15 protein-coding genes are annotated in these 18,275 nt (G+C 59.2%); 8 read left to right on the top strand and 7 right to left on the bottom strand.

What is annotated here, in order from left to right; translation table 11 throughout:
• Nucleotides 1-8 precede the first annotated feature (8 nt).
• From C5F71_RS22755 to C5F71_RS22745, 3 genes are all read left to right on the top strand, one after another.
• Nucleotides 9-410 (top strand): response regulator, encoded by a 402-nt coding sequence (locus tag C5F71_RS22755; RefSeq protein WP_029298066.1) that lies wholly within the window; start codon nucleotides 9-11, stop codon nucleotides 408-410.
• Between the two features lie 353 nt (nucleotides 411-763).
• The gene (locus tag C5F71_RS22750; RefSeq protein ID WP_104911997.1) at nucleotides 764-1,390 is read left to right on the top strand and encodes a response regulator transcription factor; all 627 of its coding nucleotides are present in this window, start codon (nucleotides 764-766) and stop codon (nucleotides 1,388-1,390) included.
• Nucleotides 1,391-1,398: 8 nt separating this feature from the next.
• Nucleotides 1,399-5,025, top strand: a complete 3,627-nt coding sequence (locus C5F71_RS22745; RefSeq protein ID WP_104911996.1) for a transporter substrate-binding domain-containing protein — start codon at nucleotides 1,399-1,401, stop codon at nucleotides 5,023-5,025.
• A gap of 114 nt (nucleotides 5,026-5,139) precedes the next feature.
• Here C5F71_RS22745 and C5F71_RS22740 read toward each other — a convergent pair whose 3' ends face one another.
• Nucleotides 5,140-5,622 (bottom strand): GAF domain-containing protein, encoded by a 483-nt coding sequence (locus C5F71_RS22740; protein ID WP_092235263.1) that lies wholly within the window; start codon nucleotides 5,620-5,622, stop codon nucleotides 5,140-5,142.
• Nucleotides 5,619-6,509, bottom strand: a complete 891-nt coding sequence (locus C5F71_RS22735) for an ATP-binding protein (protein ID WP_029298058.1) — start codon at nucleotides 6,507-6,509, stop codon at nucleotides 5,619-5,621. The genes C5F71_RS22740 and C5F71_RS22735 overlap by 4 nt, the downstream gene beginning before the upstream one ends.
• A 165-nt stretch (nucleotides 6,510-6,674) precedes the next feature.
• Here C5F71_RS22735 and C5F71_RS22730 point away from each other — a divergent pair, with 165 nt between their 5' ends.
• Complete coding sequence (locus C5F71_RS22730; protein ID WP_104911995.1) at nucleotides 6,675-8,999, top strand: response regulator; 2,325 nt, start codon at nucleotides 6,675-6,677, stop codon at nucleotides 8,997-8,999.
• Here the strand turns inward: C5F71_RS22730 and C5F71_RS22725 are convergent.
• From C5F71_RS22725 to msrB, 3 genes are all read right to left on the bottom strand, one after another.
• Nucleotides 8,983-9,444, bottom strand: a complete 462-nt coding sequence (locus tag C5F71_RS22725; RefSeq protein ID WP_104911994.1) for a MarR family winged helix-turn-helix transcriptional regulator — start codon at nucleotides 9,442-9,444, stop codon at nucleotides 8,983-8,985. The two genes, C5F71_RS22730 and C5F71_RS22725, sit on opposite strands and share 17 nt — an antisense overlap.
• Nucleotides 9,441-9,926 carry a glutathione peroxidase gene (locus tag C5F71_RS22720; protein ID WP_029298051.1) on the bottom strand — a complete coding sequence of 162 codons (486 nt, stop codon included), beginning with the start codon at nucleotides 9,924-9,926 and terminating at the stop codon, nucleotides 9,441-9,443. Before C5F71_RS22720 ends, C5F71_RS22725 begins: the two co-directional genes overlap by 4 nt.
• Before the next feature lie 166 nt (nucleotides 9,927-10,092).
• Nucleotides 10,093-10,494 (bottom strand): peptide-methionine (R)-S-oxide reductase MsrB, encoded by a 402-nt coding sequence (gene msrB / locus C5F71_RS22710; RefSeq protein WP_104911992.1) that lies wholly within the window; start codon nucleotides 10,492-10,494, stop codon nucleotides 10,093-10,095.
• Between the two features lie 203 nt (nucleotides 10,495-10,697).
• On the opposite strand from msrB, the gene C5F71_RS22705 reads away from it, so the two are divergent.
• Together C5F71_RS22705 and htpX are read left to right on the top strand one after the other, a co-directional pair.
• On the top strand, nucleotides 10,698-11,909 hold the full coding sequence (locus tag C5F71_RS22705) for a pyridoxal phosphate-dependent aminotransferase (RefSeq protein WP_029298044.1): 1,212 nt from the start codon (nucleotides 10,698-10,700) through the stop codon (nucleotides 11,907-11,909).
• Between the two features lie 313 nt (nucleotides 11,910-12,222).
• Nucleotides 12,223-13,110, top strand: coding sequence for a protease HtpX (gene htpX / locus C5F71_RS22700; protein ID WP_029298042.1), 888 nt, complete (start codon nucleotides 12,223-12,225; stop codon nucleotides 13,108-13,110).
• 55 nt (nucleotides 13,111-13,165) lie between these two features.
• Here the strand turns inward: htpX and C5F71_RS22695 are convergent, their stop codons facing one another.
• Nucleotides 13,166-13,822 carry a thiopurine S-methyltransferase gene (locus tag C5F71_RS22695; RefSeq protein ID WP_104911991.1) on the bottom strand — a complete coding sequence of 219 codons (657 nt, stop codon included), beginning with the start codon at nucleotides 13,820-13,822 and terminating at the stop codon, nucleotides 13,166-13,168.
• A gap of 103 nt (nucleotides 13,823-13,925) precedes the next feature.
• Here C5F71_RS22695 and C5F71_RS22690 point away from each other — a divergent pair, with 103 nt between their 5' ends.
• Complete coding sequence (locus C5F71_RS22690) at nucleotides 13,926-14,693, top strand: class III extradiol ring-cleavage dioxygenase (protein WP_104911990.1); 768 nt, start codon at nucleotides 13,926-13,928, stop codon at nucleotides 14,691-14,693.
• A 357-nt stretch (nucleotides 14,694-15,050) separates the two neighbouring features.
• On the opposite strand, the gene C5F71_RS22685 is transcribed toward C5F71_RS22690, so the two are convergent.
• The gene (locus tag C5F71_RS22685) at nucleotides 15,051-16,724 is read right to left on the bottom strand and encodes a DEAD/DEAH box helicase (protein ID WP_017136163.1); all 1,674 of its coding nucleotides are present in this window, start codon (nucleotides 16,722-16,724) and stop codon (nucleotides 15,051-15,053) included.
• Nucleotides 16,725-17,146: 422 nt separating this feature from the next.
• Here C5F71_RS22685 and C5F71_RS22675 point away from each other — a divergent pair, with 422 nt between their 5' ends.
• Nucleotides 17,147-17,938, top strand: a complete 792-nt coding sequence (locus tag C5F71_RS22675; RefSeq protein WP_029298036.1) for a crotonase/enoyl-CoA hydratase family protein — start codon at nucleotides 17,147-17,149, stop codon at nucleotides 17,936-17,938.
• Nucleotides 17,939-18,275 lie beyond the last annotated feature (337 nt).

Below are 18,275 nucleotides of genomic sequence, written 5' to 3'. Positions count from 1 at the left end.
AACTTCCTATGCCAGAACGACAATTGCGCATCCTGTTGGTGGAAGATCACCCGTTCCAACTCCTGGCCATCCAATGCCTGCTCAAGAGTTTCGGTTTCAGCCAACTGACCCCCGCTGAAAATGCCGAACAGGCGATCAAGTTGATGAGGACGACCGAGGCCCCCTTCGATGTCATGTTATGTGATCAATGCCTGCCCGACCTCACCGGCTTGGAGCTGGTGGAGATCGCCAGCCATGCAGGTTTTGTCAAAAGTGCGGTATTGCTAAGTAGCCTACCGGCGGTTGAACTGGAATATCTGAAAACCCTCGCCATACAACGCGACTTGCGTCTGCTTGGGTATTTGCCCAAGCCCTTGAACAAAGAAGCCTGGATCGAGTTGATCAGCCAATCAGGGCTCGGCCAGGACTAAAGAGTGTGGCCCTGGACTTGAGCTAAAACCGTGGGTCAAACCTGAAGCACGCCGCCGCACCCGCACTCTGTTATTCCCAAGGTAACTTTTCAAATTTCTACGTAGGACATTAAACACTTCTGCAAATGAAATATCGCCCTTCTCCAACCTATCAATAACACCGCACAACTTTAAAGCGCTCCACCTAAGAAACTCTTACAATACGACCAAGAAAGCCTTAGCGCATCGTAGTCCAATACCTTTTTATGCGTAGGATTTTTCCTGTTTTATACCTACTCAGCCTTCCCTTCATGCTCCTGACCTACCTTCTGAGCTAATGTGCGCGCTAATTTGCACTAGTATGGAATTGCCTCATGAATACAGTTTTTATTATTGACGACCATCCGGTTATTCGACTTGCAATCCGAATGTTGCTGGAACATGAAGGTTACAAAGTAGTCGGTGAAACAGATAACGGTTGCGACGCGATACAAATGGTCCGCGAATGCCTTCCAGACCTCATCATACTTGATATCAGTATTCCCAAGCTCGACGGTCTGGAGGTCCTTTGCAGGTTCAACGCCATGAGCACGCCAATGAAAACCCTGATTCTAACGGCCCAATCCCCGACACTTTTTGCTACACGCTGCATGCGCTCAGGTGCCGACGGTTATGTCTGCAAAAAAGGTGACCTAAGCGAACTGCTAAGTGCAATCAGGGCTGTACTTTCAGGTTACAACTATTTCCCAAGCCAGGCCTTGAATACCACGGACTCCGAACTGGGAGAAAACGAAGAATTGATACTTTTCAAATCAGTCAATGACCGAGAACTTATGGTCTTACAACTTTTTGCGCAAGGTCGCACAAACAAGGAAATTGCCAAAGGCATGTTCCTCAGCAATAAAACTGTCAGCACTTATAAAAAACGTTTAATGCAAAAACTCAAAGCCAAGTCTTTGGTAGAACTTATCGAGATGGCAAAACGCAACGCGTTAGTGTGAGAAACAGGATGCCAAGGCGTTTAAAGGACTATCTAATCATTTTGAGTATCGGGCTGTGCTTGAGTACAGCCGTGCCAGCCACTCAAACCGCTCCAGAACGCTACTCTCTGCTCAGTCGTGCCGGTATCGCTCAGTTGGACGTTCAACTGGACCCTACCCAGCGCCAATGGCTACAAAACAAGCGCGAACTGGTGCTAGGCACCTCGATACCCGATTACCCGCCTTTCGACATCACCGCCAGCGGGCATGACTACGAAGGTATTACTGCCGATTACGCAGGCATCCTCGCCAAAGCCCTGGCAGTGCCCGTCAGCGTGATGCGCTACCCGTCACGGGAAGCGGCAATGCAGGCGCTGGAAGACGGGAAAATCGATTTGCTGGGTAGCGCCAACGGCTTTGAAGCGAACAACGCCGACATTGTCCTATCAACACCCTACGCGGTCGACCAGCCAGTGCTGGTCACCCGTGACGCAGAGACCCGCCCGCTCGACGAGGGGCTGGCGGGCATGCGCCTGAGCCTCGTCTACCACTACCTGCCGCTCAAGGAAGTCGAAGCGCTGTACCCCAACGCGATCATCCAGGTCTATCCGTCTTACTTGAATGCGCTGAACGCCGTGGCGTTCGACCAGGCCGATGTATTTCTCGGCGATACCATTTCCACCCACTACATGATCAACAAGGGCTACCTGAAGAACATCCGCATGGCCAATTTCGGCAAGCACGAAGCCTACGGCTTCAGTTTTGCCGTACATCGCGGTCAGCAAACCCTGCTGGGCATCGTCGATGCGGTCCTCGCCAGCGTCGAATCCCACGAGCGCGAAAGCATCGCCAAACGCTGGAGCGCAGGCAGCGATATCCTGCTGAGCGACCACAAGCTGCAGTTGAGCCGGCGTGAAGAACGCTGGCTCAAGGACCATCCGGTGGTGAAAGTGGTCATCAACGAAACCTTCGCGCCACTGACGTTCGTCGATTCAGACGGCCAATTGCGGGGCATGACCGCCGACCTGCTGGAACTGATCCGCCTGCGCACGGGCTTGCGCCTGGAGTTCCAGCACACCCGCAACGTCAACCAAATGATCGAGCAGGTCGAGAACGGCAGCGCCGACATCATTGCCGCCATCAGCCCAACCCGCGAACGTGAAGCCAGGCTCAATTTCAGCCGTCCCTACCTGCAGAACTCCTACGTCCTGCTCACACGCAAGGAGCCCGGCGCCCCTTCCAGCCTTGAGCAACTGGCAGGAAAAAAACTGGCTATCACCCAAGGCAACCCCCTGGTGGATTATCTGCATCGGGAATTTGCACAGATCACCCTGGTACAGGCCGACGATACGTTCAAGGCCTCGGAAATGCTCGCACAGGGGCAAGTGGATGGGGCCGTCAATTCTTTGGTGGTCGCCAACTACTTCCTTTCGTCCCAGTTCTTTCAGGACCGATTGCAGATCAGTTCAAGTATCGGTACGCAACTGGCCTCTTTTTCCCTGGCAACATCACGCAGCGCCACCGAACTGGCCTCCATTCTGGACAAGGCCCTGCTCAGCATCGCGCCAGATGAACTGGGGGTTATCAACAACCGCTGGCGTGGTTACACGGCCGCATCCGACAGCTATTGGCGCAACTACCACCGCCTGATTATCCAGATCATCAGCGCTGCCGGGCTGCTGCTGCTCACCTCGCTGGCCTGGAACGGCTACATGCGCAGGCAGATCAAGCACCGACAGATGGCAGAGCGGGCCTTGAGCGACCAATACGAATTCATGCGTGCCCTGGTCAATGAAACTCCTCACCCCATCTACGTGCGCGACCGTAATGGTTTACTGCAGACGTGCAATGACAGTTACCTGCAGGTCTTCGGCGTCAGGCGTGAAGAGGTCATTGGCAAGAGTGTCATGCAAATCAGCCTGGCGGATGCGGCCCAGGCCAACCAGTACCATGCCGACTATCTGCGAGTGGTGGCCGAAGGCACGCCACTGATCCTTGACCGCTCCCTGGACATTGGCGGGCAGCACCTGACGATCTATCACTGGATCCTGCCTTACCGGGATTCGGTCGGTAAGGTGCAGGGCATCATCGGCGGCTGGATCGATATCAGCGAACGTCGCCAATTATTCGATGACCTGCGCGCCGCCAAGGACCGCGCAGATGAAGCCAATCGCGCAAAAAGCACGTTCCTGGCCACCATGAGCCATGAGATCCGCACGCCCATGAACGCGGTGATCGGCATGCTGGAATTGACCCTGAAACGGGCCGACCAGGGGCACCTGGACCGTCCGGCGATCGAGGTGGCCTACAACTCGGCCAAGGACTTGCTGGAGTTGATTGGCGATATCCTCGACATCGCGCGCATTGAGTCGGGCCGCCTGAGCCTGGCGCCGGAGCGCGTCGACCTGCGGGAGCTGATCGAGTCGGTCGTGCGGGTGTTCGATGGCCTGGCACGCCAGAAAAACCTCAACCTGCTGCTGGAGTTCAATCCCGGCGTCGAAGAACGTGACGTGCAGATCGATCCCCTGCGCTTCAAACAGATCCTGTCGAACCTGGTGAGCAACGCCATCAAGTTCACCGAGCAGGGAGACGTGAAGATCAAGGTGGATATCCAGGCCACCGGACAGCCACAACAGATCCAGATGAAACTGGTGGTCGAGGACACCGGTATCGGTATCAGCCGGGATGACCAGCAACGCCTGTTCGAACCTTTTTCCCAAGCCGACAATTCCGGGCACCTGGCCAGGAGCGGCGCCGGTCTTGGCCTGGTGATCTGTCGCAGCCTGTGCGAGATGATGGGCGGAGAGCTGGCCCTGAGCAGCGTCCCCAGCGTGGGCACCCAGGTGTTTGTCTCGCTGCAACTGACCAGCCTGCCTCCTGCCTACCCGCTGATCGAACTCAAGCCCGCGGCTCAGAATGCCGCAGCCGTGCTGAATGTACTGGTGGTGGACGACCATCCGGCCAACCGCCTGCTCATGTGCCAGCAACTGGGCTTCCTCGGGCATCGCTTCACCGCAGTCCACAATGGTGCGGCGGGCTTCCAGGCCTGGCGCCAGGAACACTTCGACCTGATCATTGCCGACTGCAATATGCCGGTAATGAACGGTTATGAACTGACCCGTTCAATCCGTGAGCATGAGCGACGGGAGAGCATCACGCCCTGTGTCATTCTGGGCTTCACCGCCAATGCCCAACCGGAGGAAAAACAGCGCTGCCGGGACGCGGGCATGAATGACTGCCTGTTCAAGCCCATCAGCCTCACGACACTGGAGCGCCAACTGGCCGAAATCACCCCATACGCGCCATCGCGGATCTTTGACCTCGACGGCCTGAACGCCCTTACCGGCGGTGATCCACTGCTGAGCCAGCGTCTGCTGGAAGAACTGTTGAGCAGCAGCCGGTGCGATCGCGAGGAACTCATGGCATTGCTCCTGCAAGGTGCCCGCCAGGGCCTGATCGACCAGGCCCACAAGATCAAGGGCGCCGCCAGGATCGCCCAGGCCGGCGTATTGGCCGAGCAATGTGAGGTGCTGGAACAGGCTGGCGAGGATGCCGACCTGGCGCAATTCGAGACCTGGGTCAAGGCCATCGAAAAAGCCATGCTCGACCTTGAGCACGTACTGCAGGAGCAGTTGGACACCCTCGCTCCACTGTAGGAGCCGGCTTGCCGGCGATGGTCGCTAACCAAGACGTGGGGTTCCTGACACCCCCCATGTACTCTTACGGGCACCATCGCAGGCAAGCCTGCTCCCACAGGGGATGGCGCTTAGTCAGCAGGCAGTCAACCGCAGGAAGATCGCTGCCAGCCGCTCAATCCCCACCTGATCCTCAGCACTGAAACGCGCCAGTTTCGGACTATCCAGATCCAGCACCCCAATCAACGTCCCATCCTTGATCAACGGCACCACCAGTTCACTGTTGGAGGCACTGTCGCAGGCAATGTGCCCGGCAAACGCATGCACATCTTCCACCCGCTGGGTTTGTCGCGAAGCCGCCGCGGCACCACACACGCCCCGGCCGAACGGAATCCGCACGCAGGCGATCTGCCCCTGGAAAGGCCCGAGCACCAGTTCTTCATCACGGTTGAGATAAAAGCCAGCCCAGTTCAAGTCATCGAGCTGGTTGTACAGGAACGCGGAAAACTGCGCCGCGTTGGCGATAAAGTCCCGCTCATCGGCCAGCAGCGATTCCAGCTGTGCACAAAGCATCGCGTATCCATCAAGGCCGCTGCCGGCCTCTTGCAAGTCGATCATGGCTGGCGCTCCAGCAGTTTAAGGCCAACCCAGTAGCGGGCAAATTGGTAGGCACAGCGGCCGTTGCGATTGCCACGGCCCGTCGCCCAGCGCACCGCAAGGATGTCGAGTGCTTCATCACGCTGCCACTGCAAACCGGCCTTGTTCGCCAACTCACCAATCCAGTGCTCCACCACGTCCAGGAAATGCTCCTGGGTGAACGGGTAGAACGACAACCACAAGCCAAAACGGTCGGACAAGGCAATCTTGTCTTCCACGGCCTCACTGGGATGCAGCTCACCGTCCACGCGCTTCCAGTTGTCGTTGTCGCTCTGGTTTTCCGGCACCAAGTGACGACGGTTCGAGGTAGCGTACAGCAACACGTTTTCCGGGGCCTGCTCCAGCGAGCCGTCGAGCACGCTCTTGAGCACACGATAATCGCCTTCGCCAGCCTCAAACGACAGGTCGTCGCAGAACAGGATAAAACGCTGTGGCAGCTTGAGTAGTTGTTCGACCACACGCGGCAGGTCAGCCAGGTGATCACGCTCGATTTCGATCAAGCGCAAGCCGGCCTTGGCATGCTGGGCCAGCAACGCGCGGACCATGGACGATTTGCCAGTACCACGCGAGCCCCAGAGCAACGCATGGTTGGCAGGCAGGCCGTCGAGAAACTGTTGGGTATTGCGCGCCAATTGCTCGCGCTGCTTGTCGACGCCGATCAGGTCGGACAGGCGCATATCCAGGCTGACTTCCAGTGGCAACAGAAAGCCGCTGCGGCCCTCGCGCTGCCAGCGGGCTGCCAGGCAGTGATTCCAGTCAATCACCGCGCGAGGGGCTGGCAACAGGGGTTCCAGACGAGCAAGCACCGCATCGGCCCGCTCAAGAAAGGCATTCAATCGAGAATCCATGACTATTCCTGTGGCAAGTTTTTGTAAAAGATGGCGTATTGGCAACCCTGACGCAGCTGCCAGACGGTTGCACCTGAAAAACGATTCATACCGGGCAAGGCTGGCGTTGAGGATGTTCAGCTATGCTTGCCGGGCGAAGGGAAACGTAAAGTGGCTCAGCACCCAATGGATATCAAGTTCGCCCACCGCTTGTCTTATAAACAAGCCAGACTGACTGTGCTGGTCGGTTTCGTATTGGGAACCTTGCTCAGCCTGATCCAAATCGGCATTGATTATGCCAGCGAAGATGCTTCCATCAACCGTGAAATACATGCGTTGCTGGAGATCAGTCACAACCCGGCCTCACGCATCGCCTACAACATCGACGCCGAACTGGCCCAGGAACTGACCCTGGGCCTGCTGCACTCCCCCGCCATTACCCGGGCGCAACTGGTCGATAACAATGGCCTGGTGCTGGCTGATGTTGATCGGCCGCGCAAGGAGAGCCGCTACCGCCCCATCAGCGACTTCCTGTTCGGCGCCAACCGCCAGTTCGAAGACCGCCTGTACCTTACCCATATGCCCGGCGAATCTCTAGGTGTGCTGCGTCTTAACGTCGATACCTATGCATTTGGCAGCCATTTCCTACGCCGCGCCGAGATCACCCTGCTCAATGGCTTTGCCCGCAGCCTGATCCTGACCGGCATCCTCCTGGGCCTGTTCTACGTGATGCTGACCCAGCCATTGGTGCGCATCATCCACGAACTGAGTACACGCAGCCCCGGCAGTGCACCCCAGGCCCGCCTGGATTGCCCGCCCGGGCACGAACACGATGAGATCGGTGTGCTGGTCAACGTCGCCAACCAACAGTTCGAGAATATGGAGACCGAAATCCAGCAACGACGCCACGCCGAAGACCGCCTGACCGAGTACCTTGGCCAGTTGGAAGACATTGTTTCGGCGCGTACCACCGAGCTCAAGGCGATCAACCAGCGGCTGAGCCAATCCAACGAAGAACTGGAGGCCTCGAAAATGACCGCCCTGGGCATGGCCCAGGCACGGGCGGCCTTCCTCGCCAACATGAGCCATGAGATCCGCACCCCGCTCAATGGCTTGCTGGGCATGATCGCGCTATCCCTGGACAGCGCGCTGAATGCCGAGCAACGCCAACAACTGTCGATTGCCCATGACTCCGGCAAAGTCCTGGTAGAGCTGCTCAACGATATTCTCGACCTGTCCAAGTTCGATGCCGGGCAACTGGAACTGGAGAGCATCCCCTTCGACCTCGGGTCCCTGGTGGAAGACACCGCCAACCTGTTGTCGCAAAACGCCGCGCCCAGCGTGGAATTGACCTGCCTGATCGATCCACAGTTTCCCGCCCAAGTCGTGGGTGATCCGACCCGGGTCCGGCAGATTGTCAGTAACCTGCTGTCCAATGCCTTGAAGTTCACCCGCTTCGGCCGCGTCGATGTACGACTCAATGCGCAGCCCGATGGCGTGCGCATAGAAGTGTGCGACACCGGTATCGGCATTGCCCAGGAGGCCCAGGCGCGGATCTTCAAACCCTTCACCCAGGCGGGCGCTGGTATTACCCGACAGTTCGGCGGGACTGGCCTGGGCCTGGCCCTGACCCATAATCTTTGCGAGGCTATGCAAGGCCGGCTGACCATCAGTTCAGAAACCGGCTTCGGCAGCCAGTTCTGTGCCGAACTGCCACTCCCCGCCCACACACCGGCTGTGAGGTTCGGGCCGTTGAGCGGCGAAGTTGCAGTCATTACCGGGGCCAGCAGCGGCTTGGCGGAACTGCTGCAGACCCTGCTGCCGCACTGGGGACTGACGCCGCACAGCTATACGATCGACGATGACTTGAGCGGCCTGGCACCGGACATCCTCATCACCGACTGCCCCGAATGCCTGTTCCGCCTGCGCCCGAGCATCCGCGCACCGATCCTGCTGGTCACCGCCTACGGCAGCTTCATGCCCAGCGAGGAAGTGGCCGCGCTGGCCCCCTTGCAACAGCAGGCCCGCCCACTGAGCCGCGCCGCGTTGTATCAGGTTTTGCACCGCACCCTGCGCGCCGACAGTGAAATCGTCCTCGACCTGGCCCAATTGGAAACCAGCCCGGTCGCCCACCGGGCGCGCATCCTGTTGGTGGAAGACAACCCGGTCAATCAACTGGTGGCCAAAGGCATGCTCAGCAAGCTTGGCTGCGAGGTAGTGGTCGCCGCCCACGGCGGCGAGGCGTTGAAACAGTTGGAGGAACAACGTTTCGATATGGTGCTGATGGACTGCAACATGCCGGTCATGGATGGCTACGAGGCAAGCCGGCAGATCCGCCGCAGCGGGCGCTGGCCAGAGCTGCCGATTGTCGCACTGACCGCCAATGCCCTGGCCGAGGAGCGCGAACGGTGCAGGGCCGCCGGGATGAACGACTACCTGGCCAAGCCCTTTCGCCGCGAAGAACTCAACGCCCTGCTCGACCTCTGGGTGCCGACTACGACAACGCTTTGATTTGCCGCAACAGCTGGTCCAGCCCCTGGCGCAGGGCGTCGGCGTGGCTCAGGTCCACGCCGCTGTCACACAACAAGCGGGCCTTCAGCGGCTGGACGCGATCACGCAGCGCCTGGCCTGCTTCGCTAAGACTGAGGTGCACTTCACGCTCATCGGCCGCGCTACGGCGACGTTTGATCAGCGCCAGCTGTTCCAGGCGCTTGAGCAGCGGCGTCAAAGTGCCGGAGTCGAGCAACAAGCGCTCCCCAAGCGCCTTGACCGTCGGCAGGTGCGGCGCGCAGGCGTGCCATTCCCACAGCACTAACATGACCAGGTATTGCGGATACGTCAGGCCCAACTGGTCAAGCATCGGCTTATAAGCCCGTGTCACCGCCCGGGAGGCGGCGTACAGCTTGAAGCACAACTGGTCATCCAAGGCCAGGGATACGCTAGGCAAGTCTGTCATTTAAGCAACGCTTCGATCTCTTGGGTCAGTTCCTGGGGCTTGGTGGTCGGGGCAAAACGCTTGACCACCTGGCCATCGCGGCCGATCAGGAACTTGGTGAAGTTCCACTTGATGCCCTTGGAACCCAGCAGGCCTGGCGCACGTTGCTTCAACTGCACAAACAGCGGATGGGCCTCACCCCCATTGACATCGACCTTCTTGAACAGCGGGAAACTGACACCGAAGTTCAACTCACAGAATTCAGAAATCGCCCCCTCGTTGCCCGGCTCCTGCTTGCCGAACTGGTTACACGGAAACCCCAACACCACCAACCCCTGGTCCTTGTACTGCTGCCAGAGCTGCTCAAGGCCTTTGTACTGGGGGGTAAACCCGCACTTGCTGGCGGTGTTGACCACGAGGATCGCCTTACCGGCGAAGTCCGCCAGGGTCTTTTGCTCGCCCTTGATGGTGGTGCAGGGAATGGTCAGCAGGTTGTCGCTCATGACAAGGCCTCAAGAAGTAAAGAAGACAAGATAAACATAGCGAGCAATTCAATTGTACACAATATGATTAGCCAAACCGATATCCCGACATTCTCCCCTTGTAGGAGCGGGCTTGCCCGCGAAAAACGCCCAGACGCCGCGTTCACCCAGGCAGCCCGCGTCACCGTTAACGATCTTCGCGGGGAACCAGGTCCAGGCACACCGAGTTGATGCAGTAACGCAAGCCAGTAGGCGGCGGTCCATCAGGGAACACGTGCCCCAAATGCGCATCGCACTTGGCACAGGTCACTTCGGTGCGAATCATCCCGTGGCTGACATCGCGAATCTCGATCATCGCGCTGTCGGCAATCGGCTCATAAAAACTGGGCCAGCCACAACCGGCATCGAACTTGGTCTTGGAATCGAACAGCGGCTCATTGCAGCAAATACAGTGATACACACCATCGGTGGTGGTGGCGTTGTACTTACCGGAAAACGGCCGTTCGGTGCCCTTGAGGCGGCACACTTGGTACTGGGCCGGATCAAGCATTTCCCGCCATTCATCCAGGGTCTTATCCAACTTTTCCATCAATACACCTCGACAACTGAAAAAGCCTGATCTGTGTCTTTTCCATGGATCAGGCGGCACGTATGATTGCGCCTCTTCAAAACACCAGTCTGGCACCCGCGTTATCGGCATTCAAACGTATTTATGGGTCAGGCCACACGCAGGATTCCCAGCACGGTAGTCTTCACATCGTCTGGATCGTTCATTTTCGGGATCACATCGCCATGCAGGTCAGCAAATCGAACAAGCTCGCCAACGTCTGCTACGACATTCGCGGCCCAGTGCTCAAGCACGCCAAACGCCTGGAAGAGGAAGGCCATCGCATCCTCAAGCTGAACATTGGCAACCCGGCGCCCTTTGGTTTCGAAGCGCCGGATGAAATTCTCCAGGATGTGATCCGCAACCTGCCCACCGCCCAAGGCTACAGCGACTCCAAAGGTCTGTTCAGCGCGCGCAAGGCGGTGATGCAGTACTACCAGCAAAAGCAGGTGGAAGGGGTGGGTATCGAAGATATCTACCTGGGCAATGGCGTCTCCGAGCTGATCGTGATGGCCATGCAAGCCTTGCTCAACAATGGCGACGAAGTGCTGGTGCCGGCGCCGGATTACCCGCTGTGGACGGCCGCCGTGACCCTGGCCGGTGGCCATCCGGTGCATTACCTGTGCGACGAGCAAGCCAACTGGTGGCCGGACCTGGCCGACATCAAGGCCAAGATCACGCCCAACACCAAGGCACTGGTCATCATCAACCCCAACAACCCTACCGGCGCGGTGTATTCCAAGGAAGTCCTGCTGGGCATGCTGGAACTGGCGCGTCAGCACAACCTGGTGGTGTTCTCCGACGAGATCTACGACAAGATCCTCTATGACGACGCGGTGCACATCTGCACGGCCTCGCTCGCCCCGGACCTGTTGTGCCTGACCTTCAACGGCCTGTCCAAGTCCTACCGGGTGGCGGGCTTCCGCTCCGGTTGGGTCGCCATCTCCGGGCCCAAGCACAATGCCCAGAGCTATATCGAAGGCATCGATATGCTGGCCAATATGCGCCTGTGCGCCAACGTGCCGAGCCAACACGCGATCCAGACGGCACTGGGGGGTTACCAGAGCATCAACGACCTGGTGCTGCCCGCTGGCCGTCTGTTGGAGCAGCGCAACCGTACCTGGGAGCTGCTCAACGACATTCCCGGCGTCAGTTGCGTCAAACCCATGGGCGCCCTGTATGCCTTCCCACGGATCGACCCGAAAGTGTGCCCGATCCACAACGACGAGAAGTTCGTCCTCGACCTGCTGCTGTCGGAAAAGCTGCTGGTGGTCCAGGGCACGGCGTTCAACTGGCCGTGGCCTGATCACTTCCGCGTAGTGACCCTGCCGCGCGTGGATGACCTGGACATGGCCATCGGGCGCATCGGCAACTTCCTGAAGTCCTATCGCCAGTAACTGTGCTTTCGCTGTACGACCCGCTACAGGTCGTACAGCGAGTATCTGGCAACACATCTGTGCCCGCCTCGCGTAGAAACACCTTCTGCCCTGCCCCGCTTCCCCTCTACTCTGTACGTCCCAACAATCACGGGGCCCAAAGGCTGCCGAACGGGAATTTCCAGCTGTATCCAGAGTCAGAAATTCCCTTCAAGGCTCTACATTCACGCTGTAGGACACAGTTTGAAATAGTCGCCCGGTTGAATAGCCCAGTGCCGCACCTTATATACCCCGCAGTAAGCGACATATTAAGCATGAGGAGAATTCTACAACCATGATGCGCATCCTGCTGTTCTTGGCCACTAACCTGGCGGTCGTGCTGATTGCCAGCATCACCCTGAGCCTTTTCGGCTTCAACGGGTTCATGGCGGCCAACGGGGTTGATCTGAACCTCAATCAGCTGCTGGTTTTCTGTGCCGTCTTTGGTTTTGCCGGCTCGATCTTCTCGCTGTTCATCTCCAAGTGGATGGCGAAGATGAGCACCAGCACCCAGATCATCACCCAGCCGCGCACCCGGCATGAGCAATGGCTGCTGCAGACCGTCGAGCAACTGTCCCGCGAAGCCGGGATCAAGATGCCGGAAGTCGGGATCTTCCCGGCCTACGAGGCCAACGCCTTCGCCACCGGCTGGAACAAGAACGATGCTCTTGTTGCCGTCAGCCAGGGTTTGCTGGAGCGTTTCTCGCCCGACGAAGTGAAGGCCGTGCTGGCCCACGAGATCGGCCACGTCGCCAACGGCGACATGGTGACCCTGGCACTGGTCCAGGGCGTGGTGAACACCTTTGTGATGTTCTTCGCGCGGATCATCGGCAACTTTGTCGACAAGGTGATTTTCAAGAACGAAGGCGGCCAGGGTATCGCCTACTACGTGGCGACCATCTTTGCCGAACTGGTACTGGGCTTCCTCGCCAGCTCCATCGTGATGTGGTTCTCGCGCAAACGCGAATTCCGCGCCGACGAAGCCGGTGCCCAACTGGCCGGTACTGCCGCCATGATCGGCGCCCTGCAACGCCTGCGCTCCGAACAGGGCCTGCCGGTGCATATGCCTGACACCCTGAATGCCTTCGGCATCAACGGCGGCGTCAAGCAAGGCCTGGCACGGATGTTCATGAGCCACCCACCGCTGGAAGAGCGGATCGACGCACTGCGTCGTCGCGGCTGACAGCCAGCAAGTAAAAAAGGGGCGATTCAATCGCCCCTTTTTTGTGGGCGCAGGTTTAACACCCCGCCAGTTGGTAAACCCGCTCCTCCAGCCGCGTGACGCCAGCCTGGGCGAACTTCGGACTCTCGGCCAGGATATCCCGTTGTTCCAAGGTGCTCAGCCGCCAGTGCGCTCCCAGCAGCCTATGGACCTCATCGTCGCTGACCGCAAATGGCGGGCCTGCTTTCTGGGCCTGCTGATAGTCCAGGCTGATCAGCAAGCCACTATCCACCTGCGGCGTAATGGCCTGCAAATACGCGGCATAACGCTCGCGCATCAACGGCGGCAAGGCAATCAGCGCCGCCCGGTCATAAAGGGCCGTGCAGCCCGCTGCATCCTCGCGACTCAACTCAAAAAAATCGCCGCACCACAACTCGATAGCGCCCGCCTGATAAACCTTGAAGCTTCCCCGCTGGCTGACTTGCGCAACCAGGCAATGCTCCTGGAAGAACTCTTGGACGGCCTTTTCCGAGAGCTCCACACCCAGCACCCCATACCCCTGCTGCACCAGCCACATCAGGTCCAGGCTTTTGCCACACAGCGGCACCAGTACCCGTGCCTGATTGGCCAACCCGAGGCCCGGCCAGTGCCGCAGCAGGTAGGGGTTGACCTCGGGCAGGTGAAAACCGATCTGATTGCTTGCCCAGCGGTCATGCCAAAAGGTGGAGTCCATGAGTAGTCCTGAAAATTCGATCAAATAGCGCTAAAACTTATATTAGATTTAGATCAATGATCTGATTGAAGATGGTCCCATCTTAACCTTGAGGACCCCGCCCATGCTCCCCAGCCTGTTTATTTCCCACGGCTCGCCCATGCTGGCCCTGCAACCCGGCGCCAGCGGGCCGGCCCTTGAGCGACTGGCTGGCGCCCTGTCCCGGCCCAAGGCAATCGTGGTGATGTCCGCGCACTGGGAAAGCCATGAGTTACTGGTCAGTAGCAGTCCCGCCCCAGAAACCTGGCACGACTTCGGCGGCTTCCCCCGGGAACTGTTTGCGGTGCAGTATCCAGCGCCCGGCAACCCGGCACTCGCGCGGCAGATCGTCGAGTTGCTCGCCGCCGATGACCTACAGGCCCACCTCGACAACCAGCGCCCTTTTGACCATGGCACTTGGGTGCCGCTGTCGTTGATGTATCCGCCGGCCGATATCCCCGTGGTGCAGGTGTCCTTGCCCAGCCATATGGGGCCCGCGCTGCAAACCCGGATCGGGCAGGCTCTCGCGAGCTTACGCACAGAAGGCGTTCTACTGATCGGTTCCGGCAGCATTACCCATAACCTCGGTGAGCTGGACTGGCGCGCCGGCCCGGAAAGCATTGAGCCCTGGGCGCGGGAATTTCGCGACTGGGTGGTCGACAAACTGTCCACACAGGATGAGGCCGCGTTGCACGACTACCGCCAGCAAGCGCCTTATGCGGTACGCAGCCATCCCAGCGATGAGCACTTGCTGCCGTTGTACTTCGCACGCGGCGCGGGTGGGCAGTTCAGTGTGGCGCACCAGGGGTTCACCCTGGGCGCCTTGGGGATGGATATCTATCGATTTGACTAACAGCGCAGGCTTGTCCCCCTTCCCCATCATAGGTATCTACACAACTTTGCCGCAACGCCTAGATCCAGGCAGATAGCGCAGTTGTGGCGAGCGGGCTCGCCCCGCGCTGGGCTGCGAAGCAGCCCCAATAAGCCGAATGCGTTGTACCAGATACACCGCAGCGGCTGGTTTTGGGGCTGCTTCGCAGCCCAGCGCGGGGCGAGCCCGCTCGCCACAGGGGGGTTTGTCAGTTTCTGAAAGTTGTGTAGATACTTGTGCCTTCCCCATAGCCGCCACGGCCAGGTGAAATCCCAGGCAAAAAAAATCCCCGAACCAGTCGGGGATTTTTTATGTTCGATCAATCAGCCTGCAGGCCGATCAATCTTCGCGATAGCGACGCAGCTTGAGCTGCTTGCCGGCAACGCGAGTGTCCTTCAGCTTGGCCAGCAACTTCTCCAGGCCATCTTCCGGCAGCTCCACCAGGGAGAAGCTGTCACGCACCTGGATGCGACCGATCGCTTCACGTGCCAGGCCACCCTCGTTGAGGATAGCGCCCAGCAGGTTCTTGGCGGCGATGCCATCACGCGCGCCCAGCGCGGTACGGCAGCGGGCACGGCCTTCAGCCAATGGAACCGGAGCGCGACGCTCGCGATCACCACGGTCCGGACGGTCACCCGTACGTTCTGGACGATCACCGCGCGGAGCGTTGTTCGGCACCAGTGGACGTTCTTTCTCGATCGCCGCCAGGGTCAGGGCCTGACCGTTGGTAGCCTTGCGCAGCAGGGCTGCAGCCAGGGCACGCGGGGTGCAACCGATATCGGCAGTCAGGCGGTCCAGCAGGTCGCCGTGGGTCGATTCAGCGTCAGCCACCAGCGGCGACAGGCTGTTGGTCAGTTTCTTGATGCGGGCATCGAGAACGGCCTGGGCATCCGGCAGGCGGACTTCGGCAACTTTCTGACCGGTTACACGCTCGATCACTTGCAGCATGCGGCGCTCACGCGGAGTCACCAGCAGCAGTGCACGACCTTCGCGACCGGCACGGCCAGTACGGCCGATACGGTGAACGTAGGACTCTGGATCGTAAGGCATGTCAACGTTGAACACGTGGGTGATACGCGGAACGTCGAGACCACGAGCAGCTACGTCGGTCGCTACAACGATGTCCAGACGGCCATCCTTGAGGGAGTCGATCACGCGCTCACGTTGGTTCTGGGCAATGTCACCGTTCAGCGCAGCGGCTTTGTAGCCTTTGGCTTCCAGGGCACTGGCCAGGTCCAGGGTCGCTTGCTTGGTGCGCACGAACATGATCAGGGCGTCGAAGTCTTCGACTTCCAGCAGGCTCAATACAGCCGAGGTCTTCTGGTCAGCGTGAACCAACAGGTGAGCCTGTTCGATCGCGGTAACGGTCTGAGTCTTGGTCTGGATCTTCACGTGTTGCGGATCGCGCAGGTGGCGTTCGGCAATGGCACGGATCGACTGTGGCAGGGTGGCCGAGAACAATACAGTCTGACGGGTCGGTGGCAGCGCCTTGAAGATGACTTCCAGGTCATCCATGAAGCCCAGCTTCAACATTTCGTCAGCTTCGTCGAGAACCAGGTGGTTCACGGTCGACAGCACTTTTTCGTCGCGACGCAGGTGGTCGCACAGACGGCCCGGGGTGGCGACAACGATCTGTGCGCCATTACGGATTGCTTTGAGTTGTGGGCCCATAGGCGCGCCGCCGTAAACGGCCACAACGGTAACGCCCGGCATTTGCTTGGCGTAGGTTTCGAAAGCGGTTGCTACTTGCAGCGCCAACTCACGGGTTGGCGCCAGGATCAGGGCTTGCGGCTCGCGCTTGGCAGGATCGATGCAATGCAGGATAGGCAGAGCGAACGCGGCGGTTTTACCGGTACCGGTTTGCGCCTGGCCAATCATGTCTTGGCCGGCCATGATGATCGGGATCGATTGCTGCTGAATAGCCGAAGGTTCTTCGTAGCCGGTCGCGATGACGGCAGCAAGAATGTTCGGGTTAAGATTAAAAGCGGCGAAGCCGCCGGTTTCCTGGGTCATGGGTCTGCCTCTAAGTGCATCCGCAAAGACCCATGCTCCAAAGCTGCGCATGCCGTGTTGAGACTCAAGAGTCGCCCTGGCTGCTTTGTCGGCGGGGATTTGCGAAAACGAATGAATGAAAAAGATTCGTCAAGGGAGAGTCCGCTGTGCGGACGTGCAGCCGAAGCTGACTTCGGGGAATTGCGCTACCTAAACGCGGCCCGGTTAAAGGCCGGCGCGCACTATACCGGAAATCCCTGAAAAAGGGAGCTTTTTTTATCGGAAAAGCCCATTCAAGTGCTCTGTGTCACAGGCTTTGCGCATCCTTGCAGGAGCGTCTATTTTTCAAAGGCCCGGCCCTGTTGGTCATTGCGCTTAAACGCTTCACCTTTTGCAGTGGGCCCTTCGGTCCGAAACTGCCTTTCGCGCCCGAGGATCTCCCCATGAATCAAGCCAGCAGCAGCCGCGTCAGCCGTGAACTACAAGGGCATGTCCTGCTGCTGGGGCTCGATCGGGTCGCCAAGCGCAACGCCTTTGACCTCGACCTGCTCAACGAACTGAGCCTGGCCTACGGCGAATTCGATCGCAATGAAGAAGCCCGCGTAGCCGTGGTGTTCGGCCATGGCGACCACTTCACCGCCGGGCTGGACCTGATCAACGTCGCCCACACCATGGCCCAGGGCTGGCAACCGCCGCTGGGAGGCTGCGATCCGTGGGGTGTATTTGCCGGGCCGCGGGTCAGCAAGCCGGTGATCGTTGCCGCCCAGGGCTATTGCCTGACCATCGGTATCGAGCTGATGCTCGCAGCGGACATCAACCTGTGCGCCAGCAATACGCGCTTTGCGCAGATGGAAGTCCAGCGTGGGATCTTCCCTTTTGGTGGCGCCACCTTGCGCCTGCACCAGATCGCCGGCTGGGGCAATGCCATGCGCTGGCTACTGACTGGCGATGAGTTCGATGCCCATGAGGCCCTGCGCCTGGGGCTGGTGCAGGAGGTCATGGCCAGCGAAGACCTGCTGCCGCGGGCGCTGGCCCTGGCCAACCGGATCGCCAGCCAGGCGCCGCTGGGCGTGCAGGCGACTTTGACATCGGCACGACAGGCGCGGGATGAAGGCGAGACTGCGGCGGCGGCCGGGTTGCCGGTGCTGGTCGAAAAACTGCTTAACAGCGAGGATGCCAAGGAAGGAGTGCGAGCGATGCTGGAGAAGCGGCCGGGGGTATTCAAAGGTTTGTAAGCCGTCAGTGATGACCTCATAGCGGCATAGGTATCTACACAATTTTGCCGCAACGCCTAGATCCAGGCAGATAGCGCAGTTGTGGCGAGCGGGCTTGTCGGAACGCCGCATCGCCCGCGCTGGGCTGCGAAGCAGCCCCAATAAGCCGAATGCGTTGTACCAGATACACCGCAGCGGCTGGTTTTGGGGCTGCTTCGCAGCCCAGCGCGGGGCAAGCCCGCTCGCCACAGGGAAGTTCGTCAGTTTCTGAAAGTTGTGTAGATACCTATGCTCATCGCTCATCGCGGGCAAGCCCGCTCACACATTTGACCGCATACACCTGTGGGAGCGGCGGTGC

The sequence above is a fragment of the Pseudomonas sp. LG1D9 genome (assembly GCF_002949995.1).
GTDB lineage: Bacteria > Pseudomonadota > Gammaproteobacteria > Pseudomonadales > Pseudomonadaceae > Aquipseudomonas > Aquipseudomonas proteolytica.
This window is presented reverse-complemented; position numbering and strand designations above follow the sequence as displayed.

Bases quoted from the DNA above. Each gene is read 5' to 3' on its own strand.
- C5F71_RS22685 (WP_017136163.1), bottom strand. From the start codon at position 16,724: ATGACCCAGGAAACCGGCGGCTTCGCCGCTTTTAATCTTAACCCGAAC.
- C5F71_RS22750 (WP_104911997.1), top strand. From the start codon at position 764: ATGAATACAGTTTTTATTATTGACGACCATCCGGTTATTCGACTTGCA.
- C5F71_RS22735 (WP_029298058.1), bottom strand. From the start codon at position 6,509: ATGGATTCTCGATTGAATGCCTTTCTTGAGCGGGCCGATGCGGTGCTT.
- C5F71_RS22705 (WP_029298044.1), top strand. From the start codon at position 10,698: ATGCAGGTCAGCAAATCGAACAAGCTCGCCAACGTCTGCTACGACATT.
- C5F71_RS22755 (WP_029298066.1), top strand. From the start codon at position 9: ATGCCAGAACGACAATTGCGCATCCTGTTGGTGGAAGATCACCCGTTC.
- msrB (WP_104911992.1), bottom strand. From the start codon at position 10,494: ATGGAAAAGTTGGATAAGACCCTGGATGAATGGCGGGAAATGCTTGAT.
- htpX (WP_029298042.1), top strand. From the start codon at position 12,223: ATGATGCGCATCCTGCTGTTCTTGGCCACTAACCTGGCGGTCGTGCTG.
- C5F71_RS22720 (WP_029298051.1), bottom strand. From the start codon at position 9,926: ATGAGCGACAACCTGCTGACCATTCCCTGCACCACCATCAAGGGCGAG.
- C5F71_RS22690 (WP_104911990.1), top strand. From the start codon at position 13,926: ATGCTCCCCAGCCTGTTTATTTCCCACGGCTCGCCCATGCTGGCCCTG.
- C5F71_RS22740 (WP_092235263.1), bottom strand. From the start codon at position 5,622: ATGATCGACTTGCAAGAGGCCGGCAGCGGCCTTGATGGATACGCGATG.
- C5F71_RS22675 (WP_029298036.1), top strand. From the start codon at position 17,147: ATGAATCAAGCCAGCAGCAGCCGCGTCAGCCGTGAACTACAAGGGCAT.
- C5F71_RS22730 (WP_104911995.1), top strand. From the start codon at position 6,675: ATGGATATCAAGTTCGCCCACCGCTTGTCTTATAAACAAGCCAGACTG.
- C5F71_RS22725 (WP_104911994.1), bottom strand. From the start codon at position 9,444: ATGACAGACTTGCCTAGCGTATCCCTGGCCTTGGATGACCAGTTGTGC.
- C5F71_RS22695 (WP_104911991.1), bottom strand. From the start codon at position 13,822: ATGGACTCCACCTTTTGGCATGACCGCTGGGCAAGCAATCAGATCGGT.
- C5F71_RS22745 (WP_104911996.1), top strand. From the start codon at position 1,399: ATGCCAAGGCGTTTAAAGGACTATCTAATCATTTTGAGTATCGGGCTG.